This window comes from bacterium SCSIO 12643, from assembly GCA_024398135.1.
Lineage (GTDB): Bacteria > Bacteroidota > Bacteroidia > Flavobacteriales_G > Salibacteraceae > CAJXZP01.
Genome location: CP073750.1, coordinates 1,035,296 through 1,051,937, shown reverse-complemented (window position 1 = coordinate 1,051,937; position 16,642 = coordinate 1,035,296). Strand labels below are relative to the sequence as shown.

Below are 16,642 nucleotides of genomic sequence, written 5' to 3'. Positions count from 1 at the left end.
TTTTGTTTATGATAGTAGTAACAGGTGCAGCAGGATTTATTGCAAGTGCGTTGGTGAGTAGATTGAACCAGGATGGATATAAAGATATCGTTGTTGTGGATGATTTTTCTCGCGAGGATAAGAATAAGAATTTAGAAGGAAAGACCTTTGTTCAAAAGGTCCATAGAGATGATTTTCATAATTGGTTAGACGAAAACCATAGATTAACCGAATTTATTTTCCATTTAGGTGCGCGAACGGATACTACCGAATTTGATGTAGATTTATTCAATCGATTGAATTTGAACTACACCAAAAAGATTTGGCAACAATGTGTTAAATATGGTTTGCCATTGGTTTATGCTTCATCAGCTGCTACATATGGGATGGGGGAGTATGGTTATGAAGATCAAGATGAACTTGCATATAAGTTGAAACCACTAAATCCATATGGTGATTCCAAAAATGATTTTGATAAATGGGCATTAGAGCAGGAACAAAAACCTTATCACTGGGTGGGTGTTAAGTTCTTTAATGTTTTTGGTCCAAACGAATTCCATAAGGGGAGAATGGCATCTGTCGTCTTCCATACATTCAATCAAATTCAAAAAACCGGTGCCATGAAGTTATTCGCTTCACACCATCCAGATTATAAAGATGGAGAGCAAATAAGAGACTTTGTTTATGTGAAAGATGCTTTAGATGTTTTGATGTTTCATATGGAAAATAGAAATCATTCCGGACTATATAATTTGGGTACAGGAAAATCAAGAACTTTTTATGATTTAGCTGCAGCTACATTTAAGGCACTGAATTTAGAACCAAAGATTAGCTTTATTCCTACTCCTGAGGATATACGCGATAAGTATCAATACTTCACTGAAGCGAAAATGGATAAAATTCGCGAAGTAGGTTACGATAAGACTTTTATGGAATTAGAAGATGCCATCAAGGATTATGTTCAGAACTACCTTGTACCGCATGCTTATTATTAGTCAATAGACTTTTTAAGATCCAGCAAAAAAGATTTGATTTCAAGTAGGTGATCGATGATTTCCTTTTCGTTGATCACATCTTGTTTATTCTCCCGCATTTTCTTTTTTGCCCCATCCAAAGTAAACCCACGTTCCTTTACCAGATGGTGAATGATTTTTAGATTCTCAACATCTTGAGGAGTGAATAGTCTATTTCCCTTTTTATTCTTTTTGGGTTTGATGATATCAAACTCTTTTTCCCAATAACGAATCAGAGATGTGTTTTCATTAAACATACCTGCAACTTCACCAATGGTGTAGAACATTTTTTGCACAGGTTGTTTCTTTAAAGACATTAGTCGAAAGATTGATTTGCTCTAGAAGACAACTCTAGCATTAATTCATACTCTTCAGGAGTAAGGTCATTAGAATAGAAATTTGCTGGGTTAATCTTCGCTCCATTCTTTTCAACCTCATAATGTAAGTGTGGACCAGTTGAAGTTCCTGTGTTACCCACATATCCAATAACATCTCCACGTTTAATTTTTTGTCCCACACGTACATTGAACTTACTTAAATGTGCGTATCTGGTTCTATAACCATATCCATGGTCAATAACCACTTGTTTTCCATATCCGCGTCTTTCACTAACCACTTTTACGACTTTACCATCGCCAGTTGAGTGAATTTCGGTTCCGGTAGGAGCGGTAAAATCCATTCCCGTATGCATTTTACGAACTTTAAATACCGGATGGATTCTCATTCCATATCCTGAAGCAATTCGGGTAAGATTTTCTTTCGCAACAGGCATAATTGCTGGAATTGAGGCTAACATTTTTTCTTTATTTCTAGCCATCTGGTATACATCATCCAAAGATTTGGATTGGATATAAACTCTCTTGGATAGAATATCCAGATTTTTGGTGGTTTTCATAATTTGCTCTGAGTTATTAAAGCCCATTAAACCTTTATATCTATCAGAACCACCGAATCCAGCTTTTCGAACATTATCATGGATGGGTTCTGCTTCAAAAATCACACGATAAATATTGTCATCACGATCTTCGATGTTGGTCAAAACTTTTTCCATATCTGCAACTCTTTTATTTAAAATGGAGTATTGCAATTTCCATTGTTCATTTTCTCTGATTAATTCCTTTTCCTTTGGAGAATCAATAAAGTAAAGGAATGTGACAAGAAAGATGCCTCCAAATACAATCCCAGTTGCTAAAAAACCTAGAGTTCTTAAGACTTTAGACTTCATTGAAGTTTCCTCACGTTCGTAACTTAACGTTCCTGGATTGTACCTATATTTTGTATTTGACATATCTATTTTTCGGGAAAAATTGAAAGCGCAAAATTAAGGAATTAATCTATTTTTGCAATCGCTTTTAAAAAGCCTAACATTTTTTAAACTTTAGATATGCAGTGGGATTCTAATCAAATTAGAAAGCAGTTTTTTGAATACTTTGAAAGTAAGGGACATCAGATAGTTCCTTCCGCACCAATGGTTATTAAGGATGACCCGACATTGATGTTTACCAATGCCGGAATGAATCAATTTAAGGAGTATTTCTTAGGGCAATCTGAAGCCAAGCATTTGCGTGTTGCCGATACGCAGAAGTGTTTGCGTGTATCAGGGAAGCATAATGATTTGGAAGAAGTAGGTGTTGATACCTATCACCATACCATGTTTGAAATGTTGGGGAACTGGTCGTTTGGAGATTACTTCAAACAAGAAGCGATTGAAATGGCATGGGATCTTTTGACCAATGTGTACAAAATTGAGAAAGATCGTTTGTATATTACTGTGTTTGGCGGAGATGAACAAGATGGTACAGTTGCGGACACTGAGGCAGAAGAGATTTGGAAGAAGTATACAGATGCGGATAGAATTATGCGCTTCGATAAAAAGGACAACTTCTGGGAAATGGGAGATACAGGTCCTTGTGGACCGTGTTCTGAAATCCACGTGGATATTCGCTCTGATGAAGAGCGTGCAAAGCTGGATGGTAAAAGTTTGGTGAATAAAGATCACCCATTGGTGATCGAGATTTGGAACCTGGTTTTTATACAGTACACCAGAATGTTTGATAAATCATTAAAAGATTTACCACAAAAGCACATTGATACGGGAATGGGATTAGAGCGTTTGGCTATGGTTTTACAGGCTAAACAATCTAATTATGATACTGATATTTTTACATCTCTAATTTCAGAAATAGAGAAACATACAACTCAAAAGTATACAGCTACGGATTCACGTGTAGATGTTGCGTTTAGAGTAATTGCTGATCATATTAGAGCAGTTTCATTTGCTATTGCAGATGGACAATTACCTTCTAATACCGGAGCTGGGTATGTGATTCGAAGAATTTTAAGAAGAGCTGTTCGTTTTGGATATAGCTTTTTAGGAATTGAGAAACCGATTTTAACTGAACTGGTAAATACGCTAAGTGATTTAATGGGTGATCAGTTCGATGAATTGGAGAAACAAAAAGTATTGATCCAAAAGGTAATCAGAGAAGAAGAGGAAGGATTCTTGAGAACATTATCTAAAGGAATCGTTCGTTTTGAAGAGTATAAAAAGAATCATCATCAGGTGAAAGGTGATTTTGCATTTGAATTATACGATACATTCGGTTTCCCTATTGATTTAACACAATTGATGGCTGCCGAAGCAGGAATGATTGTGGATCTGGAAGGTTTTAATGTAGCGTTAGAAGAGCAAAGAACTCGTTCCAGAAAGGCAACGAAAGTGACGGCTGAAGATTGGGTGGTATTGATTGAAGATGATGAAGAGGAGTTCATTGGTTACGATTATACCACAAGTGATGTATCGATCACGAAGTATAGAAAGGTCAATCAAAAAGGAAATGACTTATATCAACTGGTATTTAATATCACGCCTTTCTATGCAGAAGGAGGTGGACAGGTAGGCGATCAGGGATATATTGAAGCCAATGGAAAGAAGGTAAAGATCATCGATACCAAAAAGGAGAATAAGCTAATTATCCATTTTACAACTGAATTACCAGAAGATTTAAATGCGAAATTCAAGGCGGTTGTTGCAGGAAAGAAAAGAGCAGCTACAGCAGCGAATCATACAGCAACGCATGTTTTACATCATGCTTTGAGAGAAGTATTGGGAACACATGTAGAGCAAAAAGGTTCTATGGTGAATGAGAAGTATTTGAGATTTGACTTTTCTCATTTCCAAAAAATGACCCCTGAAGAAATTCGAGATATTGAGGTGAGGGTAAATGCAAAAGTGAGGGCGAATATTCCATTGGAAGAGAATAGAGCTTTACCAATTGCCGAAGCTGAGAAATTGGGAGCGATGATGCTTTTCGGAGAGAAGTATGGTGATATGGTTCGTGTGATCAAATTTGGAGAGTCGGTTGAATTATGTGGAGGAACGCATGTAAAGTCTACAGGAGAGATTGGGTTCTTTAAAATTGTGTCTGAAAGTGCGATTGCAGCTGGTGTAAGAAGAATCGAAGCGGTGACGGGCGAAGAAGCGCAGAACTATATTTTCCAGAATATTGATACTTTAGATGCGTTAAGGGCTTCGTTGAGAAATCCGAAAGACATTAAGAAGTCGATTTCTGATTTGCTATCATCCAATAGTAATCTGGAAAAGGAAATGAATGCTTTCCGTACAGAACGTGCAAAGAATTTCAAACAGCATATTAAAGATGAGCTTGAATCCATTAATGGAATTAACTTCCATGCGCGCGAGTTGGACATCAATACGGATGACGTAAAAAAGATGGTCCATGAAATTCGAAATGAAGTAGAAAATGCATTTGTAGTGATTGCAACAAAATCAGATAACAAGGCTACATTAACGATTGGAATTTCTGATAGTGTTGTAAAATCTAAAGAGCTACATGCCGGGAATATCGTAAGAGAATTGGCTAAGAAGATCAGTGGCGGAGGTGGTGGACAACCGTTCTTTGCTACTGCTGGTGGTAAAAATGCGGATGGAATTGAAGAAGCATTGTTAGGAGCAAGAGCTATTGTACAGACAGTATAGATTTTAAATACTTCAACAAATAAAAGAAACATACATTTCCTTTACTTGTTGAAGTTATTTTACTACCTTTGGGCATGCGCCTATTTATCCTTTCCATATGTACCTTATTATTAAGCCCTAATATTAAATCTCAAAGCGTAGTAGATATTGATGGTAATGTTTATACTCCTATTATAATCGGACATCAGGTATGGTTGAAAGAGAACCTAAAAGCAACAAGATTTTCAAACGGAGATAGTATTCCTACTGAAGAAAATGATTTTATCTGGCAAAGTCTAAGCACACCTGCTTATTGTAACTCTTCAAATGATACTTCTCTGGTTGCTGATTATGGAAGATTGTATAATTGGTTTGCAGTAGCTGATACCAGAAATATATGCCCGGTCAATTGGCATGTACCCACCAAAGAAGACTGGATTCAATTAACCGATTTCTTGGCTCCGGTAGAAGGAAAGTTAAATGAAACTGGAAATGCGCATTGGATTTGGGCCAATGGAACGGCAACCAATAGTAGTGGGTTTACGGCTTTGCCGGGAGGGTTTAGGGCAGGGCCTACTAATTCATATCCTGGTGAATTTAATCCTGTAGGAGGGGCAGCGTATTTTTGGACGAGTACCGAAGATCCGGAATATCTGGGACAAAAGGCATTTAGCCAATATATATATCCTAATGATGGGGGAGTAACGTTTATTCCGGTATTCATGCAATATGGACAAAGTGTACGTTGCATACGAGATCAATTAACATCTGTAAATAAAATAGATCAGAATTTAGATGTTAAGGTATATCCAAACCCATCTCTAGGAAGGTTTCAACTGGTGTTACCGGATTTTCAAAATAACTACACCATTGAGATTTATACCCTAAATGGAACCCGAATTTTAAAACAAGAAAACCATTCTATTATTAATCTTATGGATTACCCCAAGCAGATGTATGTACTCAAGGTCTATTATTTGGACAGGGTACATATATTAAAAGTTACAACTCAATAGATAATAATCTGTTGAGTATTAATCCATTTAAACTTAAAATACCATGAAAAGAATTTACCTGTTTTGTTTAAGTTTTATACTTAGCCTTCATTTGTCCGCTTCGATGGTTACCGATCCGGTCGTTTTGCAGGGGATCATCCAAAATGGAATTCTCCATGCCGGATTTATTTTTGAAGGAGAAGTCATCTCTACACAATCGTATTGGAATCCTGAACATAATTATATCTATACCGCCAATCAGGTTCGAGTGATCAACGTATGGAAAAACACCCAAAATGAAGTAACTGTTTTTGGGAAAGAACAATTGGTGGAAGTGATTACCCATGGGGGAACTGTAGGTGATACTTCGTTATCGATTACCCATAACATCAGCTTTGTACCCGGTCAACGGGGAATGTTTATGTGTAAGAGTGCGGTTGTACCCATTAATCCAATATCGACTACTCCTTTGGCCTTTCAGTTTGAATTGTTTGATGGATTGTATATGGATTACAATCGAGAAGATTATATCATATCGGCCACCTACGGCTCCATTAAATTTGAATGTGTAGAAGAATTATATGAGCTGATCGATCCTACTTATATATCCGATTGTTTAGGGTTTTATGATGATCCTAATCTATTAGACCAAAAATATAATGATATGATAGCTATACAACAAAGCATGTATCAAGTAGCGCAGAGTTCTGCACCTTTTGGCAAGATTACCTATTTAATGAAAAATGCACGTTCTATTCAGGTTGGAGGTGTGGCTAAATTTATTGTGGAAATCTGGGCTCAAACCGATAAGCAGGGAATGTACTTGACTTCATCTAATGTTGAATTACAATTTAGTGAATTGGCTTTTGGTCCAACACCTGTAGGCTTAAATCGGGTGAAAGTATTTAAAGGAGGATTTTTATATGGCAATTATGCAGGTCAACCAAGATATATATTACCACCAGCGATTGACTTACCATCTAGCAATTCAGGGTATGGGGTAATTGGTTTTGGATCTCATACAAATGATGATACCAAGGAGCCAATAGAAATGTTACAATATACTCCGGTACAATTGTTTATCGTGGAAATAGAGATTCAAAACTGTAATGAATTGCCTGAATTGATTTTTACCAATACTACGAATATGAGAGATTTATCCGGATATGTTTCGAAAATGCCTCCGAACTATCCGTTTAAGTGGTCAGATTATAAACGTTTTGCGCAAATTGATGCCTCGGATGATGTAAATGACCCAATGTGTGAAACGAGTATAGTATCAATGAATCCAACTAAGGTCAATGCCGGAAATGCGGATATTACAGGAACATATGCTGCTCCTGCGGTAATCAATGGTGATGTCGTAACGATTAATGGGCATTTTTTTGGAAGTCAAAAAGGAAGCATCAAGATGAGAAATACCGATCATTTGGATACCACGCTTATATGGGTATCATTAGATACCGATTATGATATTATATCCTGGAGTGATAATCAAATAAAGTTTCGAGTTCCATCAACTATTCCATTTAATTACACCAGTACAAATCAGCTAAAAGTTCCTGGGAGTGGAAAAGTCAAAGTGATTACGAAGCCTACTCCTAATACGGTGTCCAATGAAGTGGTTTCTCATGATAAATTAATCGTGGGATATTCCCGAAGAAATATAAGTAGGAATGTATTACCAAAACCGTTTAAAAGTAAATTATATTTAACCGGTCCAAATCAAGTTGCGGATGCCAATGGGGTAAATTCCTATCCGGGGATAGAGTTTTATTTAGACCCGAATTTGGTAGCGTTAAACACAAAAGTTAAACCTTGTATAGAAGAAGCGATGAATGGATGGATTTGTGCGACCGAGGTGAGGTTTGGGTTATCCAACACTTTATTACAACCGAATCAGGCAAAACAAGTACAAGACAATATATCGATGATTCAATTGGGTGCCCCTGTGAGTTCAGGAATTGCGAGTTCTTTAGCATTTACATATTTATGGACCACCAGTTGTACCCATTGGTCCACGAATTTACCCATTGAATATACCTATGAAATGGATATGCTTTTTTCGAATACTTCAATTTATACAAACAATTTTTGGTATGATGAGACCCGGTTACAGGCGCAACCTCCGATATTATATGATTTTTATTCGATTGCGCTTCATGAGTTTGGACATGCTTTACTTTTAAATCATGTGAATCAAAAAGAGCAGATTATGAAGTCGGGGACACAAACCAGTTCTTATGGGTTTCATTATTGGGATCGAAAAATCAATTTAACTCCGGATGATATTGCGGGAGCAAAGGCGGTGGTGCAGGAAAGTAGTAACTTACAGTTTTCTGATTGTTCAGGTGGCGCTCCTATCGATGCCATGGTACCTTTGATTTTAAACAATTGTAATATGCCTACAAAAATTAATGAGGTGGAAGGTGCTTTATCTGAAACCGTATTATACCCAAATCCGGTGAAAGAACAATTAACAATTTCGTTCCCGATTCGGGAATCTTCGGAGGTATATTTTGAGATTTATACAATAGATGGAAAGCAAATCTACCAAAGTGCAACGCAAAGACTAGATCGAGGGACACAAGAATTGTTCTGGAATACATCAAAAATATCCAAAGGAGTATATTTGGTGGATTTATGGATCAATAACCAAAAGCAAACTCTTAAATGGGTTAAATTGTAGTAGATGATTAAATATATATTGATATTGATTTTTTGGAGTACTTCATTTGGTCTTTGGGCACAAACTGATGACCCCATATTGATCCCATTTCGGGATTGTAAACAATGGTATTATGTAAATGAAAAAGGAGAACGAGTAGGTGATCAGGTTTACGATTTTGCAGAACCATTTACAAGGCTTTATGCTGCGATTATGATCAATGGTAAATATGGGTTTATAGATCAAAATCAAAAAATCATAATTGAACCACAGTATGATTATGCAACAACTCGTTTTGGTGTTTTGACAGTAGTTTTAGATGGTAATACTTTCAGAGTAAATAGAGATAACACCCGAGATAATCGAGTGGGGTGTGGAACAAGAGATTTTATGCCTAGTACTATGAAAGAGATCTTTAAAAAAGACAATAAAATGGGGGTGCTGGATGAGTATAGAGATACACTTGTTCCTCCTATATACAAGAAAATAGAAATACCGTATAGTACTGAAGCCATTATTGTTTATACCGAAGAAGGAAAAATAGGGATTTATAATAACTATGGAAAAATGATATTTCCTGCGGAACAGGATTCTATTGAAATAGTAAGTGAGTATGTGATCAAAGTCGGTAAAGAAGGAAAGTATGGAGCGGTTAACCGATTGGGAAGGTTAATAGTTCGTCAAAAATATGATAACCTACATTTTGATTATTTTAATATGCCTTATACCATAAATGAAAAAGGTCGTAAAGGATATATTTATAAAGGGAAGGAATATTGGAGTGATTGTAAATGTTTTTTGAAAAAATGAAGTTGTTCGGAAGCATATTGGTTTGGTGTATGTTGTGTTTTTATATGAATGCGAATGCGCAAAACTGGGGATGGGAGTTGATTCCTGTTCAAGATGGAGATGAGTGGTACTATGTGAATGAAATGGGGCAACGTTGGAGTACTCATTCATATGAAGATGCGTTGGCATTTTCATATATATATGCAGCTGTTAAAGTTAATGGAAAATATGGAGTGATAGATCGGAGAGAAAATATAATTATTGAACCTCAGTATGATTTTATAAAATCTCATTTTGATACTTTTATGGTGGTGCTTTCGGGAGATACTTTTTGGGTGGATGCTGAAAATAACCCTGATTTTAAAAGAAGAAAAGTATCTGAGTATTCTAATAGAGATTGGCAGAAAAAAATAATTAGTGAGGGAGATAAGATGGGGGTTCTAGATGAATATGGTGATACGTTAATTGAGCCTATTTATAACAAAGCAGAATTATTTAAGAATACTTATGCTATTATAGTATATAACGAAGAAGGAAAACTGGGGGTGTTTAATAATTATGGAAATATGATATTTCCACCAGAATTAGACTCCATCCAATTGCTAAACTCTAATGTAATTCAAGTATACAAGAATGGTAAGATTGGCGCAGTTGATAGATTAGGTAGGTTATTGGCTCTACCAAAGTATGATGAATTGTATTTTGATTATCCACGTTTTCCTTATGTTATTTTAGAAGATGGGCGGGTTGGCTATATTTTTAAAGGAAATGAGTATTGGAAATAAAAATAAGGGGAACAAGCCCCTTATTTATTTTTAGAATAAAACTCTTTCAAACTTTTTAATCGGTCATTGACCCGAGCTTTGGTAAAAGTGTATTCTTCTTCGGTTTCTACTGAAAAAGGAATATTAGGCACCAATAATTCCCCTGGCTGTAATTCATTTCCTGATTCAATGAATTCAATTAACGGATATAATGCTAAAAACTCAACCGGGTCTTCAATCACTTCATCTATGAATTCATCAAAGTCTAATTCCAGATCATCCAAATCACCGGTTTCGGTGAGCAACTGCCAAATCGAACCCGATCTATAAATGTATTGATCACCCAAACAATCTTGCGCAAATGGAATATCGGTAGGTTGGAGGTTTTTATAGGTATGATGTAAAGCGTCTTTACCTTTCCAAACATCTTCTAAAGAATTCCAACTTGGTCCGGTTCCACATCCACGGATTTGAAATCCACCATTGTACGCGACCAGTCCATTGATCTCTTTGTAAAAGGATTTTAAATCACTCGGTAAAAGATCAAATAGTTCTGTGTCATGTAATTCATGGTTAATGTAAGTAACCCCTTTAAATTCTAGTGTGTTCTCTGAATTAGACATATTGCTTCACATTTTGTGCGGTGATGGTTTGATCGGATAAAATGACAAGTCGTTCCACCACGTTTCGCAATTCTCTAATATTACCTGTCCATTCTTTTTCAACCAATAAATCTACTGCTTTTGGTTCAATTTTTTTAGTGCTGATTCCTTGCTCCGAGCAAATCTTATCCAGGAAATACTCTACGAGTAACGGAATATCAGTAGCACGTTGATTCAGTGAAGGGACATTGATAATGATGACCCCGATACGATGATATAAATCCTCTCTGAATTTCTCTTCAGAGATCATTTTCTTGAGGTCTTTGTTAGTTGCGGCAATTACACGAACATTTACATTGATACTCTTATCGCCACCTACTCTTGTAATTCTATTTTCTTGAAGTGCACGAAGTACTTTAGCTTGCGCGGAAAGACTCATGTCTCCAATTTCATCCAGGAATAGTGTTCCACCTTCTGCAATTTCAAATTTTCCCTTGCGTTGTTTTATGGCCGAAGTAAAAGCTCCTTTTTCATGACCAAATAGTTCACTCTCGATCAATTCAGAAGGAATAGCTGCACAATTCACTTCTATGAAAGGTGCTTTGGTACGTGTACTTTGTTTATGAATTTGGTGGGCGACCAATTCTTTTCCTGTTCCATTTGGTCCGGTAATAAAAACACGCGCATCAGTTGGTGCTACTTTTTCGATCATACCAATGACTTCTTTGATTTCGGTACTTTCCCCAATAATTGGATGTCCTTTACTTTGCGGTAGTTTTTTTCGAAGTTTTTTAGTTTCTTCAACCAGATTAGCTCTATCCAGCGCATTACGAACAGTCACCAATAAACGATTTAAATCGATCGGTTTTTCAATGAAATCGTAAGCACCTTTCTTTAATGCGTCAACGGCTGTTTCGACATTCCCATGACCTGAAATCATAATGACTGGGATTTCAGGTTTGTCTTCCTGAATTTTAGTCAACAGTTCGATTCCATCCATGCCAGGCATTTTGATATCGCATAGAATCAAATCAAAGTCTGACTTCTTTAATATTTCTAATGCTTCGATGGCATTCGTAGCTTCTTCGATTTTTAATTTTTCGTATTCAAGAATCTCTCTAAGGGAGTTCCGAATTGGACGTTCGTCATCTATAATTAATACTTTGCGCATAGCTTCTAATATTCGATTGGCTAAAGTAAGGTGAAGTTGATTAAACTAAAAATAGCGGAGACATTAAAGTTGACTTTCCATATGTTCCTTAGCAAGCCCTTCCTTTACATCACCTAGTGAAAGGATATATTCATCAAAAGAATAAAGGTCCAAAACGTATTTGAATATCAATGCAGCGATATGAACAGTTGGAACTCTTAATGGATTTAGACCTTTGGTATCTAATCTTTCCTGCAACGAAGATTTCAAAATTTGATCTAAAACTTTATGGAGTTTTTTAGGTTCAAATCTGTAGTTAGATGCTACAGATTCGTGACTGTTATGAGATGATTCAATAATTTGAGCAAAGGACTCAAATGCTCCAGTAGTTCCAATAAATGCTAGAGGTGCATGTGCTTGAATGATCTGAGGTAAGTCCGCAAAATGTTGTTCGAGTCGATTGTTTAAATCTTCGATGTCATTTGGAGAAAGAGGATCTGATAATGACAATCCGGAAGTTAATGCGGTACTACCAAAATTGAAACTATGTTTCCATAAGATGTTAGAAGCATCAGCTATGATGAGTTCCGTACTGCCTCCACCAATATCCATGATCATAACCGGAAAGCGATCTACCGAAGTTGAAGCGATTGCACCTTTATAGATAAGTTGCGCCTCTCGTTCGCCACTAATAATGTTGATCTGAAGATTGAATTTTTGGTTTAAGTCACGAATGACCTGAAGCCCATTCTTACGGGTTCTAAATGCAGATGTGGCAATACCCAAATAGGTTGAACAGTCATACTTATTTGCTACATCCAGAATACTTTGAATATCTGATTCTATTTGTGCAATACTTTGGCTATCAAAGAAACCTTTCGGTGCAGATTTTAGTGTTTTGGTATTATATACTGACCGATGAATCACTTGTAATGGAAGTTCTCCGGAAGTGATGACCAATTTGGTGAGATTACTCCCAAGATCAATAATGGCGATGTTTGTTTTCATATGCTATAAAGAAAAAACGGAGAAGGAATTCCTTCTCCGTTTGAGTAACATTAATGGTATCGTAACCACTTCCAAAGTTCTTTGTAATTGACTTTTTTACCATACATTAATATACCTACACGGTATATTTTGGCTGCTAACCATGTGGTCGCCAGGAATCCGAGCACCAATAAAACCATGGATAAAATCAATTCCCAATATTGTGCACCTTCTATTCCTAAAGAAACCCGAACCATCATAATGATAGGAGAGGTGAACGGGACAATAGAACCCCAGAAAGCGGCTGGGTTTCCAGGGTTTTCAATCATCATGGCCGACATGGCGTATGCGGCTATGAGCGGAGCAGTGACCGGTAACATAAATTGCTGTGAATCGGTTTCGTTATCAACTGCAGCTCCAATTGCGGCAAATAGCGCTGCATATAATAGGTACCCTCCTAAAAAGTAAAATAGGAAAAGACTGATCATTAATGGCCAATTGATACGATTGATCAGGTTATCAGGATCGGTGATGTCAAAAGCATTGGCCTCTTGCTTCTTTAGATTTAAGGCGCCCGATTGCATCTGGTTCATTTGTTGAACTTGTGCCACTTGCTCCATCACCATTTCTTGTTTGTTATTTAAAATGATGGTTTGAGCAGCTGTAACGAACGTAAACATGAGTACGATCCATAATAGGAATTGTGTCAAACCTACCATTGCAATTCCCAGGATTTTTCCCATCATCAATTGGAATGGCTTTACAGATGTAATAATCACTTCGACAATACGGTTTGTTTTTTCTTCAATAACACCTTTCATGACCTGAACACCATACATAAAAATGAACATGTAAATCAAGATACCAAAGGCAAATCCAACTACTGTTTTTTCAGTCATGACTTCCTCTTCAGTACCATCTTCACTGAACTTGAATGTTGCTAATGAAAGATTGGTACGAACCTTATTATAGTCTGATTTTTTAATTCCATATTTAGCCATTTTCATTTCTTCAATGACCTTTTCAATTTTGGATTCAATGGACCTGATGGTTTTTCCACTAGGCTGTTCCTTGAAATAAAGGAAAGGACGATTATCTCGTTCACCATCCATGATTTCAGGAATCCACAGTATTGCGGTGTATTCTGATTCAGGGAATAACTTCTTGGCATCCGGAAGTGATAGATCGCTATAATCAAATTTATAGTTATTCCCATCTTCTAATCGATCGAAAACAGGAGCCATATCATCTACAACCAAAATGTTTTGCGGCCCGCTGTCGCTCATACCCAAATAGGTGATTAAAGCAATTACACCAGCCATAAGTAATGGACCTAACAAGGTCATGATGATGAAAGATTTCTTTTTTACACGTGTGAGATATTCACGTTTTATAACTAACCAAATTTTGTCCATGACTATGCTATTTCTGATTGCGTTTGAGGATTAGAAACTGCTTGAATAAAAATGTCATTCATTGAAGGAAGAACTTCTTTTAGACCTTGAATTTGAACGTGTGGAATAAGCCCGTTCAATAAATCATTTGTAGTGGTTTTGTTAAGAAGTTTAATTGTAGCTGAAAAGTGTTCAGGTTCGATTTCCGTAGAGTCAATGAGTTCTGCACCTGTCCATAGGGCATTGGTGAATTTCAACAGACTGCCTTTAAATACAATTTCATAAGTATTGGTTTTGAAATCATTTTTTAGATCTTTCATTTTTCCCGAAAGGATTTTCTGAGAGTGATTGATCAAAGCGATATCCTGACAAATTTCTTCCACAGAAGCCATGTTGTGTGTAGAGAAAATGATGGTAGTCCCATTTTCATTCAGTTGCATAATTTCTGACTTGATCAGATTGGTGTTGATTGGGTCAAAACCACTAAAAGGTTCGTCCAAAATGAGAAGTTCCGGTTCGTGTAATACAGTAACAATAAACTGAATTTTTTGGGCCATTCCTTTTGAAAGCTCTTCTACTTTTTTATCCCACCAACCAACGATTTCAAACTTTTCAAACCAGTATTTTAATTTTTTCTTGGCGTCCGCATAGCTCATACCTTTTAATTGGGCGAGATACAAACATTGTTCGCCCACTTTCATTTTACGGTATAAACCTCTTTCTTCCGGTAAATAGCCGATAAGCGCGCGATGTTTCGGTTCAATGTTTTCCTGATTGAATAACACCGTTCCCGAATCGGGCATGGTAATTTGATTGATGATTCTGATTAACGTGGTTTTTCCGGCTCCGTTGGGACCAAGTAAACCGAAGATACTTCCTTTGGGAACTTCAATGGATACCTGATTTAGTGCCTTGTGTCCTGCATAATCTTTTATGAGGTTTTGGGTCTCCAGAATATTATTCATGTAGCAACAATTCGTAAATTAATTTGGTTTCAAATGTAAAGAAGTAAACCTAATGCTAAAGGTTTTTATTACGAATGCAGATTAACGAGGATACACGGTTAAATAAAAAATCCCCAGTCGAAGAACCGGGGATTTTAATTCATATTGATTGATTGGAGCGTATAACGCTCGAAACAAATATATAATCCTATTTTAATTTAATCAAAACGGATAGATAATTATCTATTAACGAATTAACTGAAGTAGTCTTTCATTCTCGAAAAGAAACTCTTTTGATCCGAGCTTGTTTTCGGTTGGAAATTCTCAGAATCTCTAAGTTTTTCCATCATTGCTTTTTCTTCTTTAGTTAGTTTCTTAGGGGTCCAAACATTTACATGGATTAGAAGATCCCCGTTTCCGTATGAATTTACTTCAGGTAAACCTTTACCTCTTAAACGAAGAATTTTACCAGCTTCAGTACCTTCAGGAATATTGATCTTCACTTTACCAGAAGACGTAGGGACCTGAACACTTGTTCCTAAAGCAACATCTGCAAAGTTTAGGAATAGATCGTAGTGCAAGTTTCTACCTTCTCTAACCAATTCAGGATGTTCCTTAACTTCAATAACCACTAATAAATCTCCTGGAACTCCTCCTTTTGGACCTTCGTTACCGGCTCCGCGTACAGACAATTGCATTCCGTCTTCAACTCCTGCTGGAATATCTACTTCAATCACATCATCCTTTTTAACCTGACCATTCGCATCTGATCCTGGCGCTTTTTGATCAATCATTTGACCGTCACCATGACAAGTCGGACAAGTAGATGCTGTTTGCATTTGTCCAAGGAAGGTACTGGTTACTCTGGTGATTTGACCGGTACCATTACATTGTGTACAGGTTTTGGTTGTGGTCCCTTCAGCATTTACAAGTTTCTTAACCTTGATTTTTTTATGTACACCGTTGGCGACATCTTCTAAAGTCAATGAGATACGAACACGTAAGTTAGATCCTTTAACCACACGTCTTCTTTGGCCTCCTCCGCCAAATCCACCTCCGAATCCGCCTCCAAAAATGTCACCGAATTGAGAAAAGATGTCTTCCATGTTCATGCCTCCACCGAAACCACCTCCGGCTGCGCCTCCCATACCTGCATGACCAAATTGATCATAGCGTGCACGTTTATTACCATCGCTTAGTACCTCATATGCCTCTGCTGCCTCTTTAAACTTGGCCTCAGCTGAAGCATCATCAGGGTTTTTATCCGGGTGATATTTAATGGCCATTTTGCGATAAGCTTTTTTGATTTGCTTATCATCCGCATTTTTATCAACTCCTAAAACCTCGTAGTAATCTCTTTTGTTGGACATTTATTCTG

14 protein-coding genes are annotated in these 16,642 nt (G+C 36.9%); 6 read left to right on the top strand and 8 right to left on the bottom strand.

Annotated elements, in window-relative coordinates:
• The first annotated feature begins 8 nt into the window (after window positions 1-8).
• The gene (rfaD, locus tag KFE94_04620) at window positions 9-974 is read left to right on the top strand and encodes an ADP-glyceromanno-heptose 6-epimerase (protein ID UTW67405.1); all 966 of its coding nucleotides are present in this window, start codon (window positions 9-11) and stop codon (window positions 972-974) included.
• Here rfaD and KFE94_04615 read toward each other — a convergent pair.
• Complete coding sequence (locus tag KFE94_04615) at window positions 971-1,309, bottom strand: MerR family transcriptional regulator (protein UTW67404.1); 339 nt, start codon at window positions 1,307-1,309, stop codon at window positions 971-973. The genes rfaD and KFE94_04615 overlap by 4 nt on opposite strands.
• Window positions 1,309-2,280, bottom strand: coding sequence for a M23 family metallopeptidase (locus tag KFE94_04610; protein ID UTW67403.1), 972 nt, complete (start codon window positions 2,278-2,280; stop codon window positions 1,309-1,311). The genes KFE94_04615 and KFE94_04610 overlap by 1 nt, the downstream gene beginning before the upstream one ends.
• A 96-nt stretch (window positions 2,281-2,376) precedes the next feature.
• Here KFE94_04610 and alaS point away from each other — a divergent pair, with 96 nt between their 5' ends.
• From alaS to KFE94_04585, 5 genes are all read left to right on the top strand, one after another.
• Entirely contained in the window at window positions 2,377-4,992 is a 2,616-nt protein-coding gene (alaS, locus tag KFE94_04605; protein UTW67402.1) for an alanine--tRNA ligase, read from the top strand.
• A 74-nt stretch (window positions 4,993-5,066) separates the two neighbouring features.
• On the top strand, window positions 5,067-5,987 hold the full coding sequence (locus KFE94_04600) for a T9SS type A sorting domain-containing protein (GenBank protein ID UTW67401.1): 921 nt from the start codon (window positions 5,067-5,069) through the stop codon (window positions 5,985-5,987).
• A gap of 43 nt (window positions 5,988-6,030) precedes the next feature.
• The gene (locus tag KFE94_04595) at window positions 6,031-8,655 is read left to right on the top strand and encodes a T9SS type A sorting domain-containing protein (GenBank protein ID UTW67400.1); all 2,625 of its coding nucleotides are present in this window, start codon (window positions 6,031-6,033) and stop codon (window positions 8,653-8,655) included.
• 3 nt (window positions 8,656-8,658) lie between these two features.
• Window positions 8,659-9,444, top strand: a complete 786-nt coding sequence (locus KFE94_04590; protein UTW67399.1) for a WG repeat-containing protein — start codon at window positions 8,659-8,661, stop codon at window positions 9,442-9,444.
• Window positions 9,441-10,208 carry a WG repeat-containing protein gene (locus tag KFE94_04585; GenBank protein UTW67398.1) on the top strand — a complete coding sequence of 256 codons (768 nt, stop codon included), beginning with the start codon at window positions 9,441-9,443 and terminating at the stop codon, window positions 10,206-10,208. Before KFE94_04590 ends, KFE94_04585 begins: the two co-directional genes overlap by 4 nt.
• A 20-nt stretch (window positions 10,209-10,228) precedes the next feature.
• Here the strand turns inward: KFE94_04585 and KFE94_04580 are convergent, their stop codons facing one another.
• The 6 genes from KFE94_04580 to dnaJ form a co-directional block, all read right to left on the bottom strand.
• Window positions 10,229-10,810, bottom strand: coding sequence for a hypothetical protein (locus tag KFE94_04580; protein ID UTW67397.1), 582 nt, complete (start codon window positions 10,808-10,810; stop codon window positions 10,229-10,231).
• Window positions 10,803-11,960 carry a sigma-54-dependent Fis family transcriptional regulator gene (locus KFE94_04575; protein ID UTW67396.1) on the bottom strand — a complete coding sequence of 386 codons (1,158 nt, stop codon included), beginning with the start codon at window positions 11,958-11,960 and terminating at the stop codon, window positions 10,803-10,805. The genes KFE94_04580 and KFE94_04575 overlap by 8 nt, the downstream gene beginning before the upstream one ends.
• 63 nt (window positions 11,961-12,023) lie before the next feature.
• Entirely contained in the window at window positions 12,024-12,947 is a 924-nt protein-coding gene (locus tag KFE94_04570; GenBank protein UTW67395.1) for a hypothetical protein, read from the bottom strand.
• 50 nt (window positions 12,948-12,997) lie between these two features.
• Window positions 12,998-14,341, bottom strand: coding sequence for an ABC transporter permease (locus KFE94_04565; GenBank protein ID UTW67394.1), 1,344 nt, complete (start codon window positions 14,339-14,341; stop codon window positions 12,998-13,000).
• A gap of 2 nt (window positions 14,342-14,343) precedes the next feature.
• A complete protein-coding gene (locus KFE94_04560; protein UTW67393.1) occupies window positions 14,344-15,285 on the bottom strand; it encodes an ATP-binding cassette domain-containing protein in 942 nt (313 codons plus the stop codon).
• Between the two features lie 233 nt (window positions 15,286-15,518).
• Window positions 15,519-16,634, bottom strand: a complete 1,116-nt coding sequence (gene dnaJ, locus KFE94_04555; GenBank protein UTW67392.1) for a molecular chaperone DnaJ — start codon at window positions 16,632-16,634, stop codon at window positions 15,519-15,521.
• Between the last annotated feature and the right edge of the window lie 8 nt (window positions 16,635-16,642).

Excerpts from the sequence above, each read along its gene's own strand:
- rfaD (UTW67405.1), top strand. The coding sequence starts at position 9 with ATGATAGTAGTAACAGGTGCAGCAGGATTTATTGCAAGTGCGTTGGTG.
- KFE94_04615 (UTW67404.1), bottom strand. The coding sequence starts at position 1,309 with ATGTCTTTAAAGAAACAACCTGTGCAAAAAATGTTCTACACCATTGGT.
- KFE94_04610 (UTW67403.1), bottom strand. The coding sequence starts at position 2,280 with ATGTCAAATACAAAATATAGGTACAATCCAGGAACGTTAAGTTACGAA.
- alaS (UTW67402.1), top strand. The coding sequence starts at position 2,377 with ATGCAGTGGGATTCTAATCAAATTAGAAAGCAGTTTTTTGAATACTTT.
- KFE94_04600 (UTW67401.1), top strand. The coding sequence starts at position 5,067 with ATGCGCCTATTTATCCTTTCCATATGTACCTTATTATTAAGCCCTAAT.
- KFE94_04595 (UTW67400.1), top strand. The coding sequence starts at position 6,031 with ATGAAAAGAATTTACCTGTTTTGTTTAAGTTTTATACTTAGCCTTCAT.
- KFE94_04590 (UTW67399.1), top strand. The coding sequence starts at position 8,659 with ATGATTAAATATATATTGATATTGATTTTTTGGAGTACTTCATTTGGT.
- KFE94_04585 (UTW67398.1), top strand. The coding sequence starts at position 9,441 with ATGAAGTTGTTCGGAAGCATATTGGTTTGGTGTATGTTGTGTTTTTAT.
- KFE94_04580 (UTW67397.1), bottom strand. The coding sequence starts at position 10,810 with ATGTCTAATTCAGAGAACACACTAGAATTTAAAGGGGTTACTTACATT.
- KFE94_04575 (UTW67396.1), bottom strand. The coding sequence starts at position 11,960 with ATGCGCAAAGTATTAATTATAGATGACGAACGTCCAATTCGGAACTCC.
- KFE94_04570 (UTW67395.1), bottom strand. The coding sequence starts at position 12,947 with ATGAAAACAAACATCGCCATTATTGATCTTGGGAGTAATCTCACCAAA.
- KFE94_04565 (UTW67394.1), bottom strand. The coding sequence starts at position 14,341 with ATGGACAAAATTTGGTTAGTTATAAAACGTGAATATCTCACACGTGTA.
- KFE94_04560 (UTW67393.1), bottom strand. The coding sequence starts at position 15,285 with ATGAATAATATTCTGGAGACCCAAAACCTCATAAAAGATTATGCAGGA.
- dnaJ (UTW67392.1), bottom strand. The coding sequence starts at position 16,634 with ATGTCCAACAAAAGAGATTACTACGAGGTTTTAGGAGTTGATAAAAAT.